The sequence below is a fragment of the bacterium genome, assembly GCA_036504735.1.
In the GTDB taxonomy this organism is placed as follows: domain Bacteria; phylum Electryoneota; class RPQS01; order RPQS01; family RPQS01; genus DASXUQ01.
Map to the genome: position 1 here is coordinate 489,356 of DASXUQ010000005.1, position 17,357 is coordinate 506,712.

Sequence of the window (17,357 nt, forward strand, 5' to 3'; positions counted from 1 at the left end):
ATGTCGGGTCCCTACCACGGAATCGCCTTCGCGAGATTCAGGGAACACGGACATTACAATGTCCGTGTTCCTTTTTTATGCCGCGAGGATGCGTTGGACGGCGCCGCGGGCGACGGAATGGTAACGGTCTTTGAAGTCTTCGAAGATGCTGCGGGCGAGAGAGCGTGTGGCCGGATTCTCATGCAGCGCGCGGTAGAGGGGCTTCAGGTACTTGCCTCGTCCGACTGAACCGAGGAAGTCGCGGATCATGGGGTAGGCCTTGGCGTAACTGCACATGGCCGCGATGCACAACCACGGGAGCAGGATCTCGCTGTTCTTTGTGGTGCCGATGTCGAAGATCTGCTCCAGGGCGGCGCAATCGCTTTCGGTGACGGGCTGCTCGAATCCGGCAAGGAAGAGCGTCTTCTGGTCGACGTTCCACTTGGAGATGACGCCCTTCAGATCGCGCGCACCGGCATCCCACTGTTTACGGACCTGCTGCACGTCATCGATGAGCGTGGATTCGAAAGTCGGAGTAGAGTCGGGCAGGTTCGGCTGATAGATCCAGCGGCGCAGATCCACCTTGGTGTCCACTCCCGGCAGTTTCTTCTGCAGATAGTCGATGAACTCCTCGGTGGTGGCCGACTGGAAGCGGAAGTCATTGATGTAGGAGAGAATGAACGGATCGAAGACCTCGCGGCCCACCGCGCGCTCGATGGCGACCAGCAGCAGGAAGCCCTTCTCATAAGGAACCGACGAGAAGACTTCATCGGGATCTATGCCGGCCAGATCGGTCTTGAGCTTGGTATACGGCGAATTGAGGCCGAAGTTCTTGAAGGCAACCATCAGGTCATACCGGCCATTGACGGCCTGCAGATTGGCCAGTTCCTTGCCGTAGAGCCGCTCGACGATGCGTCGCTCGGCGTAGACCGTCCACCCTTCATTCAGCCAGAAATCCTCCCACGTGGCATTGGTGACAAGATTGCCCGTCCACGAATGCGCCAGTTCGTGCGCGACCACCGAGACCAAGGAGCGGTCTCCGGCGATGAGAGTTGGCGTGAGGAACGTGAGGGTAGGGTTTTCCATGCCGCCATATGGGAAGGACGGTGGCATCACCAGCAGATTGAACTGATCCCAGATGTAAGTTCCGTAGAGTTGCTCCGCGCCTTCGATCATGCGGTCGACCTCGCCGAATTCCCACGCGGCTCCTTTGACCGTTTCCGGTTCGGCATACACCCGGGAACGCGCACCGATCTTCTCGGGCACGATGTTGCCCGCGGCCAGTGCGAACAGATAGGACGGAATCGGATGGCGCATGGCAAACCGGTAGATGGCGCTGCCGTTGTTGTTGGCGGATCCGAGCATGTCGGCGGCCATCACGGCCGACAAACCGTGGGGAACGCGCATGGTCGCTTCGTAAGTGAATCGCACCGAAGGAGTATCCTGGCACGGGAACACGGTACGCGCAAGAATGGCCTGGCACTGGCTGAACATGAAGGGGTGCTTGCCGCCCGCGGTCTGCGAGGGCTTGAGCCACTGCAATGCGGCAGCATCGGGAGACGTGGCGTATGTGATGCGAAGACGTTCCAGCCCTTCTGTGCCATCAATGGTGAGGGCGCTGCCGAGCACATCTTCTTTGCCGATCTTGAAGGCAAGCGCGCGGCCGTCAGGGGCCGTCACGCTTTGAATCTGCAGATTGCGAGTGTCCAGTTCGAGCGACCGGCCCAGAGGCGCAGTGAACTGGTAATCAGCGGTGCCGGCCAGCGTGTGCTTTTCGAAGTCAACCGTCAGATCAAAGGCAATGTGCTTGATCGCGGCGGAAGCGGGGTCCCAAACGGAATGCGGGTCTTTGCGGGGCATGATCGTCCTTTACAAATCTGATGACGGATATGCGGGGGGAAATTGGGCGTGCACACTTGCCAGGAAGCGACAGACAAGCGCAACTGGCTAAGGCCACCCAATATGGCTGGGCTTATTCACTACGGTTTATGAGCTTGCGAAGAACGCAGCCCTATCCGTGGGGAGCGGCGCCTGTGATTTGCACGCACTGACAATGATACGTCTTTTTCGCCCAGAAATCAATTCCCTCGCCCGCTGCTTGAAAGTAAACTCCAGCGATTGTCATTCCGGCATGACCATGCGGGCACTGCGCTGAACAAGCATCCTACCGTTTCCCATATTGTCTAATTGAATCTTAAGTATTCAGGTGTCTACATTTTATGTCCATGCATACAGCATTGGAAGATCATCAATGAATTTAATGAATATTTACTTTACGATTTAGTCGAAGAGTAATCACGCAGCAGTTATTGCGAGGATATCCAGCAATATAATGCATTGTGCGGTTCGTTCTGTATCCTAATTATCCGGCAAATTTACAACCAACTTTACACTATGTATGAATTTACATACTTACCTCGGTATTTATCAGTTAATCTTTACCGTACTTGACAATACTGAATCATATTACTACTTTCATGCTACATGAGCTAATTGCATCCATTGGGCTACATCCTTACAACAATCATTTTTGTAAAGGAGTTTAGCTATGAGGTACCTGTGCAAAGTTGTTTTGCTGATCTGTGTGATCGGTCTGATGGTCTCGGCGACGTTTGCTTTAGTCCCCGCGCCGCGCAGTGCGCTGGCTACGGCACCAACGTATTGGGACCAATTCGGGGTTTGGAAACCGGATCAGAACCGAGTCATAGACACGCGGGATGGCCGGTTACAAGCGGTCAGTTCTCTGGCGGAAGGACCCTTTACGGGCTCGCCGGAGGCAGCTGCGAGGCAATTCCTGGTTGAACATGCGGATTGGGTGGGGATTGTGCCGACGGAACCGAATCTCAAGGCCACCCGGGTTGCCGAGAGTCCGATGGGCTATCATGTGACGTTCGAACAGATGGTAAACGGCGTGCCGGTTTACCCCGGCAATCTGGTAGTGACACTGGATCGGCGAAACATGGTGCGATTCTATTTTTCGAGCCTGATCATGGTTAAGGGCACACCTTCCAATCAGGCGTCACTTGCCGCGGCGGACGCCGTAAACATTGCTCACGCATACCTGAAGCCGGTGACGACGCCGCGAAATGCACCGCAGACCGATCTGGTGATCTGGGCGGGCGACAACCGTGATTTCGCGGCGTGCTGGCGTGTGAGGCAGTACATGGAGCAGCCGAGGGGTGACTGGGAGGTGCTGGTGGACGCAAACACCGGGGCCATCCGGCGCGTGGAAGACCGCGCCTGCTACTGGGTGAACGGCACAGGCAACGTCTACATACCGGATCCTCTGACCTCCGCAGGGGCAACCTACGGCGATCCGGGATACAGCGACAACAACAATGCGGATTCGCCGCAACTTCACGCGCAGCTTCAATCCCGCACCCTGACGGATATTACATTTTCGGGCGGGGTCTATTCGCTCGTCGGTCCGTGGGCGGCGGCGGCGGATGTCGAGGCGCCCTTTGGGCCTCCCCCTACCTCGAGTTCTCCCTCCGGTTTCGGCTTCAACCGCAGTGAGAGTGGTTTCGAATGGGTTAACGTGTACTTCAATATTGACCTGAGTCAGCGATGGTTGCAGAGCCTTGACTTCAACAACATCCAACATGGACCGTTACCTTTCGATGCTCACGGTCTGAATGGCGACGACGAGTCCCACTACGTCCCGTCTGAAAATCGGATTGCATTTGGAGACGGAGGCGTGGATGACGCGGAAGACGCTGATGTGGTGTGGCACGAATACGGGCACGCGATTCAGAACAGCATTGTCCCCGGCTGGGGTGGCAATGACGAGCGCAGCATCGGCGAAGGCTTCGGTGATTACTGGGCCGCCTCATATTCTCACAGCTTGTCAACATTTCATGACCGATGGGTAGACAATTGGGACGGCCACAATGAGTTCTGGCCCGGTCGGACCGTCAATGCGAACCTGCATTTCCCAGAACACAGAGCTGGAGATGAGCATATCGCTGGGATGATTTACAGTCAACCCTGCTTTGAATTCATGCTCGACGTGGGACGCACTATTGCGGACCAGGTTGTGGTGCAATCGTATTACCTGCTGGGCACCGGGGCCTCCATGCCGGACGCCGCCCTGGCGATGATCACGGCAGATGAGAACCTGTATGATGGCCAGCACACCTGGTCCATCTCCAATCACATGGTGCCGCGCGGACTGATGCTCCGTCCATCAAATGACACCTGTCCGGGTGTGGAATTCACCTCCTTGCCCTTCTCTTTCACCGACATAACATCCGTTGCGGCGGTGGACTACGCGAAGTGCGTGGGAACGCAATCCCCGGACGTGATGTTCACGATGACGCTGCCCACGTGTCAGGCCGTCACCGCGTCGCTATGCGGTTCGACGTATGATACCGGATTGGAAATTCGTTCCGGCGGCGCCTGTCCGGGTTCTGTGCAGGTCGCCTGCAATGACAATTTCTGCGATGAGCAGAGTCAGATCACGTTCGTGGCACAGGCCGGTGTGAGCTATTTCATGATCGTGCATGGACTCGGCACGCACGCGGGCAAATATACTTTGACCGTGACCGGCACGACCTTCACTATCCCCAACGACCATTGTCCGGGCACTACGATCGGCAGCCTTCCGTATACGGATACCGGCAACACGACGTGTGCGGCGCACGATTACAATCATGCGCACGGGGGTCTCAGTCCCGACGTGGTATACAGCTACACGGCGGATGTGTGCCGGAATATCGTCGCCTCCCTGTGCGGCTCAACGTATGACACCGAAATCGAAGTCCGCTGGAGTGGGAACTGCCCCGGCGACAGCCTGGTGGCCTTCAATGACGACGACTACTGCAATGGACACTCATCTTATCAGAGCAGTGTGTCGTTTGCGGCGATGCGAGGGGTCACATATTACATTCTGGTGTATGGACACAACAATTCATCGGGCGCGTACACGTTAAATGTATTGGGCGATCCGATCATCGTGCCGGGAGATGTCTGTCCGGGCATTCCAATTCCTTCTCTGCCTTACTCCACCACAGGGGACACGCGCTGCGCGGCATACAACTACTCCCACCGCGTGTTAGGCACCAGCCCGGATGTGATGTACACCTATACGCCGTTAACCTGTCAGAGAGTCACGGCCTCGCTGTGCGGCTCCGGTTTTGACACGGGTATCGAAGTTCGCGCCCAGGGCGTGTGCCCGGGCAACGTGCTGGTGGCGTGGGACGACGATTTCTGCGATCCGCTGTCGAGCCAGACAACCTTCATCGCTCAGGCGGGAGTCACCTACTACATCATGGTGGACGGCTACGATACGGAAGCAGGCCCGTATGTCCTGAACGTGACCGGCGTTCCTTTCGTGCCGTCAAACGACGCCTGTCCGGGCACGTATATACCAAGCCTGCCGTACACCGATAGCGGCAATACGAGGTGCGCGACGCATAATTATGCGCATGCCATCATCGGCGAGAGCCCGGATGTGGTCTACTTCTACAGGGCTCCCCGCTGCGAGACGGTGACGGTAACGCTGTGCGGGTCGAGCTTTGACACCGGTCTGGAAGTGCGCAGCGTCGGAGTTTGTCCCGGCAGCCGGTTGGATGCGTTTAATGACGATGGGGATTGCAGCGGAGGCGACGGTTACCAGAGTAAGCTGACGTTCCTGGCGGCGGAAGGCGCTATCTATTACATACTCGTTTACGGGTATCTAATGGAAGCCGGCCCCTATGTGCTGAACGTGAGTTCGACGCCGTACGTCACGCCGAATGACCAGTGCCCGGGAACACCGATTACTACACTTCCGTACCGGGACACCGGCGATACCCGGTGCGCGCAAAACGACTACCATTGGTCGTGCCCCCCCGATTCGGACGCGGCGGACGTGATGTACAATCTTCTGCTGCATGAATGCAATACCGTGACGGTGACTCTATGTGGCAGCGGATACGATACAGGGCTTGAAATCCGCAAGGATGGAGGTTGCCCGGGGTCCACGATGGTGGGGTGCAACGATGACAGCGAATGTTCGGGCATACTCAGGGGACAAAGCACGATCACATTCACGGCGATTGGCGGAGTGATGTATTACATTCTGGTGGATGGGGCGAACGGCGCCAAGGGCCCGTATGTGCTGACTGTGACCGGCGTGCCGTTCAGGCCGTCGAATGATCACTGTCCGGGGACAACAATACCCAGCCTTCCCTACTCGGATGCGGGCGACACTCGATGCGCCGATAACGATTACACATGGAAATGCCCGCTCGACAGCATTCCGGATGCGCGGGATGTCTGGTACAACTACACGGCTCCCTACTGCGAGATCATTACGGCCACCCTGTGCGGGTCCGGTTATGACACAGGTCTGGAAGTGCGGACGCGCGACGGGTGTCCGGGTTCCGAGATGGTAGCATGCAGCGACGACAACCCCTGCGGCCTGACGCCGACCGTGTTCAGCACCGTGACGTTCACAGCCATCCCCGGCTTCACTTACTACTTCATTGTGGACGGTTATTGGGGTGATGCAGGCCCGTACCTGCTGCAGGTGACGGCCAAGTCGTGTGATCCGACCCATGTTGATTCGTTGGTCATACATGTGGATGGGCCGGATATCGGTTTGAGCTGGAGTCCGCTCCCGCATGCCACGGGCTACACGATCTACCGTTGCACGGCGCCCGAGGAGATGTCGCCGATCTCTTCCAATCTCGTGGCGACATCAACAACCGCGAGTTTCGTGGATCACAGCGCTCTGAGTTCGTCACTGTCCCATTGCTTCTACACGGTGACCGCGACGCTCCCGAATGACAGCACGGTTGCGGATGTATCAGGCCCGATGCCGGACAAGGCCCATCTGCCTGCTCCTCGCTACACTGGCGGCCCGGTGTATCCGACTCCGGAGATTCCGGTAGTGGACAAGGCCCTGGTGCTGGCAGCCTCGACGATGCCGGAACCACAGGGGACAATGCCATTGCCCAATCCGGCAAAAATCGGCGCTCGACGTGACGCATCACGCTTCGCATCATATCTGCCTGTCTACATAGATGAGGTCAGCGCGCCGGTTCAGGCTCCGGACAAATTGCAAAGCTCGCGCCGGAGCCATCAGAAGCAACCATTGGGGATTTCTGACTTCATGCGGCTGCACTCCCCTTCAGCACAAGATGAAGTGAGATTGCCAAAGCCCGCTCCGAACATGCCGGGGAATATCTATCTTCCGGCCTATACGGGAGGCGCGGTTCCCCCGCAAGCTGATCCGAAAAAGCCGGCACGGTAGTGCCCTGATGGCCTTGAATGCGACACAGGCTCCCCGGCAAAGGGGAGCCTGTGTCTTTCTTGCGACGATCTCAAGCAAAACAGCCTCACGTAAGAGGCTGTTTTTATAGGAGCGGATGACGGGACTCGAACCAGCAACCTCCAGCTTGGGAAGCTAATCCCAACCTCGGCAAAATAGGTACTTACAGGAAATGGTAGAATTATGGTAGAAAGATCATCCGGCGGGGAGCACCGTGAACCGTACACGGCCAATCAGGGCCGCATGGTTCTCCTTCGCAAAGCTCGTATAGTACTCGAGCGTGGTCTTGTCCGACTCGTGGCCGACCCACTGCATGACGAGTTCGAGGGGGATGCCCGCCGCGAGGCATTGAATGATGAACGTGCGCCGGAGGTCGTGCAGAGTGAGCGGTTCCAGCTTCGCCTCGGCCTGAACTTTCTTGTAAAGGTCGTCCAGGTGGCCGCTGCCTCGGTGCAGGTTCGAAATGTTGTCGAACAGGCGGGCTCGGGTCCGTGGCATGCGGTCCAGAATCTCCCGCAGCGGTTCGGCAATCGGGACCGCGCGGCTCTGCGCCGATTTCATGGCGGGGATGAGAATGTGATTGGCGGCGTAGTCTACCCATGACCATTCACAGGACAGAGCCTCGCCCTTTCGCATCCCGGTATAGAGCACAAAGGCCAGAAACCACGAAAGCGGTTCCCCGTTGTACGTCACCTTCGCCGCCGAGGCCAGTAGCCGGCCGCATTCCTCGCCCGAATAGTACCGGATCGGCTTGGTGCGCTTGGCCTTCAGCCGTTTGATGGTGGGCGGCTTCCATCCGATAATCGTCCCGCAGAAGTTCAGGAACGCCCCGAGCCGTGTCATATGCCCGTTAATCGTGACCTGTGACAGGTCTCCAATCCGAACGCCGCGCCGGACCTTTCCCCGGTCCATGAGCCATGTCCGGAACTTCAACAGATCCGCCGCTGTCACGCTTTTGGCTGCCCGGTGAGCGTAGTTCACGAGAAAGAACTGAACGGTGCTCTGGTGAAGGTACAGCACCCGGGCGTCCGTCCCCTCACTGCGGCGGGTGTCCAAGTACCCCTTGGCCAGCCCTTCCACGCTCTCCGCGTTTAATTCCTCTTGGCGAAAGGGATCCTTTCCGCTGTCAACTATCTTCTGAGCAACCTTGACGGCCTCCATGGCCTTCTTGTAATTCGGCCATTTGGCGGGACTGGCGAACTCGCGGCCGTCTCCACCCTTCAAGTAGCGCGGCTCGGTTTCAATCCCGGTGTTGTACTTCTTGGGCGGGCCGTCCTTCAGACTGACACATCCGTACCAAAACCACCCCTTACTGAGCTTGCGGGCATACACCGAGGCCATTTGTCAACCTGTCCAGAAGGTTAAAATCTTCGCCCTTTAGAGGGATATCCCACAACGCCCGCGCCGCGCACCCCTACTCCGAGGGGCGGGAGGGTGAGCGCCGCTTGATGACTGCCGCTATTTCTGCCGAAGTCGTGCAGTCGTAGAAAGGATTCTGGCCCCTGAAATGCTCATCGAGCGAGGCTTGCGTGATACCCACGCGTCGCGCCGTGAGCTTAACCTTCGTCAGGTTCCCGGCCTTGACCATGCGCTTGACAGTCGGGATACTGCACTTGAGTTGTCTGGCAGCTTCGGCTATGGTGACGGTAGGGGGGATGATCATGGCGTCACTTGCTGGCACTGATGGGTCTGCCGGTGCGGAGGCGCGTGATTGGGCCGAACGACTTCCCTGCCTTTTTCTCCAGTTTGGCAACGTGGCCAGTTACCGCGCCTTCGATTATTTCCCCTGTGGTCAAGCCTGTGTGGAACGCTGCCCGCCGAATCTTCTCGATGGTTTCCGGTTGCAAGTACGTGGCGAACTTTTCCCGCGCGCCCGCAACCTTCTTCTTTTCAGTCATTTCTGCTTGCTCCAATGCGTATAACAGTGGATAATATACGACAATTACCCCGCAAAAACAAGCCCGGTCAGTGGGCTACCATCATTTCGGAGACCGTCATCTCCCAATGCATAACTATTCATCATGATATCAAACAGTTGTGTGGAGCGGTAGAATGGTGGGCGAAAGCAGCCGCGAATAGGCGCAAGAAACCCGACCTAAGGCCGGGTTCTCGCTCCGTCTATGCCTGCGTTTCTTATCGAATCAGCATCATCTTCTTGGCATCCACAAAGTTTCCGGCCTTGATACGATAGACATACAGACCGGAGGCAACAGATGCTCCGGATGTGGTCCTGCTGTCCCACGTCAGACGGTAGACACCTGCAGGCCTCACTTCATCGATCAGCTTGGCCACTTCCTGTCCGAGGATGTTGAACACCTTCAATTCCACCCGTACCGCGTCCGGCACATCGAACCGGATTTCAGTATTGGGGTTAAAGGGATTCGGGTAGTTCTGGTAGAGGCGGTACTCTTTGGGGATCGCCGCACTCTTACCCTTGGCTGCCAGGGCCGGATTGTCCAGGATGCGGGCCAGTTCACTGACGCGCTGCACAAGCTCGTGGACATTTGCGCTGCGCACACGGGCATTGCGCGGGCGGACGGCTTGATCGTGGCGGTTGAAGAAATACACACCCATCGCGTCGGCCAAGGCCTGGATCGAATCGCGTGGCGTGCGTGCTGTTTCCATCAACTCCTCCAAACCTGCCAAAGCCTCAGCCGGTCGTCCTTCCTTAGCCTTTGCCACGAACGACAGCCGCTGGGCAAGCTTTTTCTGCTCAGGGTCGACCAGTGAACGCGCCTGCTGGGAAAGGAAGGTGCTGACTGTCTGCTCGGCATCACCCTTGCGTGCCAACTTGGACAGATTCACCAAGGCTGCCGGTGCCAGTTTGGAGTCGGGATGATCGGCCAGAAATTTCATCGTCTCCCGTGCGGAAGCCTGCGTGTCACTCCGCTTACCCACGGCCTTAGCTTCACGCCATTGGGCAAGTTCCTCGTGATGCACCCGCAACAACTCCGCACGGTTCACCGACCGCTTTTTCAGGGAGGAAAGCGACTTGGTAACCGGCCCGGCGGGGGAGGCGGCTTTGGTTGTCTCCCCGCTGACTTTGCTGACCACAGGTGATGGAGACAGGACTACGCTGCTCGCACTCAGGCGCTTACTGTCCTCGGGGCGTGAGTCCGTTCCTGCCTGTTGTTCCTCACCGGGAATAATGAAGTTGTTGCCTTGCCCAAAGGAGGCGGTTCCGGCCTGATCACAACCGATGTAGGTAGCCAAGGACGTGTCCACCAGCCAGCGAGCGGGCGTCGTGGGCCAAAGGTAAGAGTAGAATGTGCTATCCGCCGGAGTAATCGGGCTCCACGTATTCATTCCGATGTCCCAAGTATCCGTCGTATCGCCGGATTTCAGATAGCGGCCCGTGCCCGTGATCAAAGTAAATTCATTCTCACCGTCTCCAAGGTCCACTAAAGACGGATCGGCACTGTACAACAGCGTACCGCTGCTATCGGAGACTTGGCTGTGCGCACCGACCAAGTCCACTGTGCCGTCCTCGACCCAGACATCCGCCAGGCTGTCGCCGTTATCCGTGATCTCGGTGCATTCCAACGACAGGTTGCCGCCTTCCCAGTTCAGCAGGCCATAATTCTTGCTGCCGCGAATAATGGAATTGGAAATGCACAGATCCGTGTCGTTGTAATAACTGAACACGCCGACATCGCCGCTGTTGCGGATGTCGCAGTTCTCGATTTTCAGATAGCCTCCGTCCACCAGCGCCAGACCGGTCCCGAAGCCAAGGCCATTGGGGTCATTGACCCCACACCCGCCCATGTTTTCCAGCACTGAGTTTTTGATGTAGCTGGAACTGTCCGTGCCCCAGCACCAGAGGCCTTCATCGAACGTGCGGAAGGTGCAGGAGTCGGCTTTGAAGATGGGACGGCGCGTGCTCCATTCATTAGGATTATCGTTGCTGTTGGACCAGCCTTGTCCTTGCAGGATGGCGTGCTTCAGATCCACGTAGCCGCAGATGGATTCCAGATTGACCCAATTGCCGGAACTGTCCCAGTTGAGGATCACCGGGTTATCGGCTTCGCCCTGTACGTACAGTTTGCCGCGTGGCTGCTGCCAGTCGAACCCTTCCACCATGAGATAGGCATCCGGAGCAAAACTCACCGTGGCGTTCTTGATGCCCGGATATGGCTTGATCACCAGCGTGCCGCCTTGGGCAATGTCAATCGTGCTATCCACACGGCAGGGTGCATACATCACCGTGCTGTCCGTGATCGCGTAGCGTGTCCACTTGCTTAAGGATGCGATCAAGTAGCTGATGCTATCCTGCACGGCCTCAAGCTCGCCGGCGCTGACAAAGTCGGCAGTATCCTGATTTTGCCGGAGCAGTTCCAGCGTCAAAAGGTCAATGTGCGCATCCACACGCTCCGTGTCCGTCACCGAGCTATCCCGCATCGCTTCCAGCACCGTTTGTGCGCCGTTTATGTCTCCCGCATAAGCCAGCGACCAGGCTTGTGCGCTGCGCGCTTCCCGCTTCGTGGGGCGGAAGGTGGCTGTGTCGGCCAACTGCTTGAAGTAGAGCGTGGACACAGAGGGAGTACTGGCGGACAAATCGGCAGTCAAAACTCCCTGAATACCCGACTGGCCAAATGTGGTGCGGCTGGCCGAGGAAATGGTGCTTTTGAAGCCGATCCGTGCGCTGTCATAGTCTGCTTTTGCCAGTTGATGGAGACCGTATCCAAATGACGCGTCAGCCGGGGTAATGGCGGTGTCCACGTTTGCTGTAAAGCTGCAAAGACTCCAAGACGGGATAATGCCGTCGATCCATGCATCCGCAGGGACGTGATGATGCACGGTATCCGCGACCGAAGTTCCCCACGCGTTGTAGCGCCAGTCGCGCGTGACGGTGGTTTGGGCATCTGTTCGCGGGGCATAGATCCAAGGTTGGTTGGCAACACCGGTGATCAGGTTCCGCCCGTTGATCATAACGAGGGTGCTGAGGATTGCGCTGATTTGCACACTGCCCGAGTAATTGTCTATGATCCGATTGCCGCCCCAGAGCGGATCGAGGTAGCTCGCGTCGCCCATCACCACGGTCGAAGATAGGGCGCTGATCCCGCATCCTTTATTGCCGGAAATATTGCAGCACTTCAGTCTGGCGGTACTTCCGTATAGGGACAGTGCACCGGGAGCCTTGTGCAGGGGATCGATTTCTGTAGTAGCTCCGTTATCGGTGAAGGCGTCATGGGTGAACTGCCCATCAGCGTTGGGCAGCAGACAGGCACCGTTGACACGGTTACGTGTTACCGTCGATCCGTCCATCGTCAGACTACTGCCGGAGCACCAGATGCCGGTTGCGTTTTCCGAAAAGGCCGAACTGTCTATGTCCGCCCGAACCCCCGGCGTCATCGAGAGTCCGGTGCCGCAGCGGCTGAACGCACAATGGTCTATGGTCGCCCAAGGATTGTCGAACGGGCTAAAGTCGTTATTCTCCAGCGAGAGCCCTACCTTCGCGCCCTGGATGTCCGCGTGGTGAAGCGAAATCTGGCAACTGCTCGCCTGCTCAACCGTGATCCCGTCCCACAATTTGTCCGCGTTGGCAGGCTGCAAGCGTATCTTGATGCTGTCATTGCCCACAATATTCAAATGCCTGCCGGGAGAGGTTCCCTCAAAGCGAATCCCTTTGCCTTCCCAAAAGGTCACTGTTGCCACGCTATCATAGCGATACCGCCAAGTGGTTCCGACCAGAAAGCTGTCGCGCAACGCGGCGATGTTCGGCTGGATGGTCAGGCTGCCGTTTCCCCGGATCACGATGTTGCGATGAAAATACTGCGGAGCAAAGATCACGGCGCTCTCATTGTCAATAATCCAGTCCGTCGTGTCCGCAGGATAGAAGTGCACTAACTCCGCCTCGCCGGGCTGAAGAATCACTTTGATGATTCGCCGGTTTTGAGGAGCATGGTCAGCCAAGGTACTGCTGTCCGCCAAGACTCGATCAACACGATATTCCAGCTCCGGGTGGAGGACATCTTTGACCGTTAATTCCACCTGACGACTCTCGTCGTCCTGAGCGCGGCGATTTACAATCAGAAACCAGTAATCATCAGGTCCAACGTTGGGAGTCATGAAGCGGGAGACCTGGACGTACGACGCGGCCCAGTTTTCCCACTCCGTGTATTGTTGAGTGTAGGAGTTCTTCTTCCGTGTTTCGATCAGCGCAACGTAGCTTGGCGGACTGGCATTGTTAAGATAGTCGCGCCCAACCCATGTACTGTCGCTGGAAAAGTCGTTGTAATTATAGCCAAACGCCCGGCTGGCATAGGTACGCACAAACCTCAGCGGCTCGAGCACCGGGGCGATGCGGTGGATGTCGTTGCAGACTTTTTTGGCCGCATAATAGCGAGGCGTCCGGAAAGCAAAGCGCGAATTGGCATTACAAAACGTGCCCACGGCGGTCGGAGAGTCATCAGATGCGCTCAAGCCCCACTCCATCAATCCTTGTGCGTAGTTGCCAAGCAAAGTGTCCGATGCGTTCCACAAGGGCTCCGACATTCCTTGATACCACATGATGCCGTCCACATCGCAGGCCACGGCCAGCCAGGCGCTGAGCTTCACTTCATTGCCGGATGGCTTTCGCAATTGCTCAACATAGTCCGGGGTCGTGGCATGATCTGCACCGCCCGCGATCAGCGCCCAGGACTTCGACCCGTGATCATGAACGAATTTCGTTTGCCGCAGCAGATCCATATCATAACGGTTGTCCCATGAAGCCGGAATCGGTGTGCCGTCATTCCGCGCCCTGTCAAGCACCCCCTTCTCTCCCCAAATATGTGCGTCAAACGTGGCTTGCAGCGACATCCAGCCTGCAAATTGATTTGGAACACCCTCATAGGTTCCACAAGGATTGGGGTCTATTGTCAAATGAACATATGGCGTGTCGGTTGCGGATGTCGTGTGCAGGAATTGGGTAATGGAACCCCAATTCTGGAGCGGATTACAGTGATCCCAGTTTCCGTAAATGTCGAACTCCTCCATTTTCACGGGTATCTTCACGCCGAGGCTGTCGGCATAGTAGTACAGCGAATCGGTTCCGCCAGTATTGCCATTGCGGTGCTCGTGCCCATTGATGAAGAAGGGCGGGGCATCGTTATGCTGCAAGATCTGGTTCACCTTGGCATAGGACTCAAGCATTCGCGGATTAGGCTCATCAATGTACCAACTCTTCAGCGCACCTCCACTGGCTTGTGCCTCGTTACGGAAAGAACTCGCGATGAGTGTTTGGTAGGTTGTTGTGTCCGCCCCCGAGCGGAACAGGCGGTAATAGCCTTCGTCGCACGCTTCCACGCTGTAAAGGTAGTACGTGTGGTGGCCAGTGTAGTCAATCTGGAACGCCACCGGGTTCGATCCCGGCCCCTTGGCCGCACGACCAAACATGTGCGGGCCATCACGTAACCACCACTCATCGGCGGGAAGTGTGAGAATATTGAAACTGTCACCAAGCGCCACAAATTGACCCGAACCGGCAGAAGGTGTAATTGAATATGACCAAGAAAAGAAGTATCTCGGGTCGGGTCCGACATCCCCGAGCCGGATTGGAATCCCCGGATAGCGGACATACTTGACGTCGGTATGTGCAAGGGCACTGCCGCCATAGAGCTTGCGGTCATAGTCTGTAATGCCCACAATCCAGTAAAAAATAGCTACGGTATCCGTTGGCAGGCTGTTCGGGCCGTCGGCTTCAATCTTCTGGGTGAGTTTGAAGTGCATCGGCATCACGCAATCGTTCACCTGCCAGTTATCGCGCCACCGTGCCTCCCGCGCTCCCCAACCGCCCCACGAGCTGAAGCCACCGCCGGGTTTCCAAAATGGACCGGGTCCAGCAGACGGATCAACCGCGAGGACGCGCTGATTGATCTCTGTAGCCGATATGTCCGCTCGCACGCGAGATGTGATCGTTCCCCAGTTTTTCAGCGAGTCACAGTACTCGTACCAATCCGTATAGGCAGTATGTGTGAACAAGGCCTTACTCTCGACGTACTTAAACATCTGATCGGGCCAGTGGTCGGTCATAACGTGCATTGACATGCCGTTGACGCGGCCATAATCAGACGGCTCGTACCAAACGTAGAGATTGGTCATGCCCATCTCCTGCCACCACTGCAATGCCTGATCATTGTTGGCAATCGCGTTTTGCCAGGCTGTCCAATCCGCCGGAGTGGGCAGAGAATCCTGTCCGTTGTTATCGCAGTCTCCCAGTCGGGGTGAGTGTTGTCCGCTATACCGGAAATAGCGCACGATGGAAATGGGATCATTGTAGCCACTGATGTCAAAGCCGTACACAATCGTGTAACTGCATCCTCCCAGCAATACACACCAAAGCGCCATCCAGCACAGTCTGCGCGAAATCATAGACCGCCTCCAAGTTAAGCCTGTTGATCACTTCAACAAGAGAAGTTTCGTGGTCGCCGATTGCTTGCGGGCAGTAGCCCGCAGAAAGTAGACGCCGGTGCTCAGATCGGTTGCGTTCAGCCGGAGGTGCATCTGCAAAGATGTCACCTTCACAACCTGATGGTAAACCGATTGCCCGGCTATATTGTACAGGTTAAGATCCACCAGTTCCGTAAAGTCCGGCAGGGTCAGGTTGATGGTGGCTGTGCCGTTGAAGGGGTTGGGAAAGACCGAAAGGCGGAAGGACGAAGGCGGAAGGATGACCGGATCGTCGGCAGCGGCATGCCAGTCCCGGTTGCCCGCCACGATGACGGCCTTGCCCCGTTGACCGTCGTTATTGCCGCTGATTCCGCCCACGCCGAAATCATCCACACCGTCACCGTTCACATCTCCTAAGCCAGTAACCATGCTCACACCCGGCAGATTCAACGGAGTCTGATGGCCGGTGACGGACAGCAAGGGGTAGCGATAGAGGTCCGGATGACCTAAGTACAACGAAGCATAACCGCCCCAACCTGCCAAGTCGTCTCGCGCAAAGAAGTCGTTGAAGCCGTCTCCATTGATGTCTCCTGCACTATGTATATCAAGCGCGAACGCAGCAAACACGAGCGTGGCGTTGGCCGCATGCGGCAAGCTATCCCCGCCGAAATACACATCTATCAAGCTGTCGTGCGGCATACAAACCTCTGCCCGTCCATCGCCGTTCAGGTCGTTGATCACGGCTGGTTGAATCGCATCGAAGTTTGGCCAGATTTGATCTGGAAACGTATCTGGCTGCGAGCTGCCCCGGAAGATGCGAAAGGAGGGTTGCGGACTGAGGGGATTGGTAATAAAATCGGCAAAATGGTCGCCGTCTATGTCACCGAACCCCAAGGCCAGCACTTCTTGAGGTATACCGGCAGGACTATGGCGAATCCAGTCCGGCAGACTGTCCATCGGGCTTCCGCCATAGAAAATCTCCGCATAATCGTTGTTCGGCTCGTAATTATTGTAGAAGTAAAGATCCTCAAACCCGTCGCCGTTGAAATCCCCCATGAAGCGAGGATACAGGTGCCAGCCGGTATGGAACACCAGATCCGGCAACGTGTCCCCCTGCGGCCCGCCGTAGTAGATCTCGTTGCGCACAATGTGATAGTCTTCCGCCTGCTCAAAACAGAGCATGAAGTCTTTGTAGCCGTCACCGTTCAGATCGGCGTTGGTGTGGGCGTCAGTCAGGATGTAGTCGGTCTGAGGATTGGCCCGTTTGGTCCAGTAGGGCACCGTATCGGGCGGATTGCCGCCATGGAAGAACTCAATATAGCCCTCCTGAGTCCCGCCCGGGCGCGTCACACCGTAAGCCCACACCAGAAAATCGGCGTAGCCGTCATCATTCTGGTCGCCCAACGGCATGATCCCCGCATAGTGGCTGCTGTCCGTCACGCCTTCCCGCTGCCAGATCACGTTCATCGGCTGGGCATAGACAGACGTTACCACCACACAGCAGAATACCAGCGTTTGCAAAAAGGCGTTCATGTTCGATCCCCGTGTCAAGCAATTTAAAACAAAAAACGGCGAACCCCTTACCTACCGCCCACAGGTTTCAAAAGGATTCGCCATCTGGATCTTGTATATCATATTCAGAGCACGATCAAAACGTCTTGTGCTATCAATCTACAGCACATAAGGTTAGAAATCAATAGGCTGGCAGTCGTGTTCGCTGTCTCTGTTATCACAATCTATTTGTTCCTCTTGA

At 56.7% G+C, this 17,357-nt stretch carries 6 protein-coding genes; 1 reads left to right on the plus strand and 5 read right to left on the minus strand.

All coding sequences use genetic code 11. The features are described from left to right. Positions 1-75: 75 nt before the first annotated feature. Positions 76-1,839 (minus strand): M1 family metallopeptidase, encoded by a 1,764-nt coding sequence (locus VGL38_03885; protein ID HEY3294552.1) that lies wholly within the window; start codon positions 1,837-1,839, stop codon positions 76-78. Positions 1,840-2,527: 688 nt separating this feature from the next. On the opposite strand from VGL38_03885, the gene VGL38_03890 reads away from it, so the two are divergent. Next, on the plus strand, positions 2,528-7,216 hold the full coding sequence (locus VGL38_03890; protein ID HEY3294553.1) for a hypothetical protein: 4,689 nt from the start codon (positions 2,528-2,530) through the stop codon (positions 7,214-7,216). Between the two features lie 213 nt (positions 7,217-7,429). Here VGL38_03890 and VGL38_03895 read toward each other — a convergent pair whose 3' ends face one another. The 4 genes from VGL38_03895 to VGL38_03910 form a co-directional block, all read right to left on the minus strand. After that, positions 7,430-8,575 (minus strand): site-specific integrase, encoded by a 1,146-nt coding sequence (locus VGL38_03895; GenBank protein HEY3294554.1) that lies wholly within the window; start codon positions 8,573-8,575, stop codon positions 7,430-7,432. Between the two features lie 326 nt (positions 8,576-8,901). Beyond that, entirely contained in the window at positions 8,902-9,132 is a 231-nt protein-coding gene (locus VGL38_03900; protein ID HEY3294555.1) for a hypothetical protein, read from the minus strand. Between the two features lie 235 nt (positions 9,133-9,367). Continuing rightward, positions 9,368-15,586, minus strand: coding sequence for a right-handed parallel beta-helix repeat-containing protein (locus tag VGL38_03905; GenBank protein HEY3294556.1), 6,219 nt, complete (start codon positions 15,584-15,586; stop codon positions 9,368-9,370). 27 nt (positions 15,587-15,613) lie between these two features. Next, entirely contained in the window at positions 15,614-17,137 is a 1,524-nt protein-coding gene (locus tag VGL38_03910; protein ID HEY3294557.1) for a T9SS type A sorting domain-containing protein, read from the minus strand. Positions 17,138-17,357 lie beyond the last annotated feature (220 nt).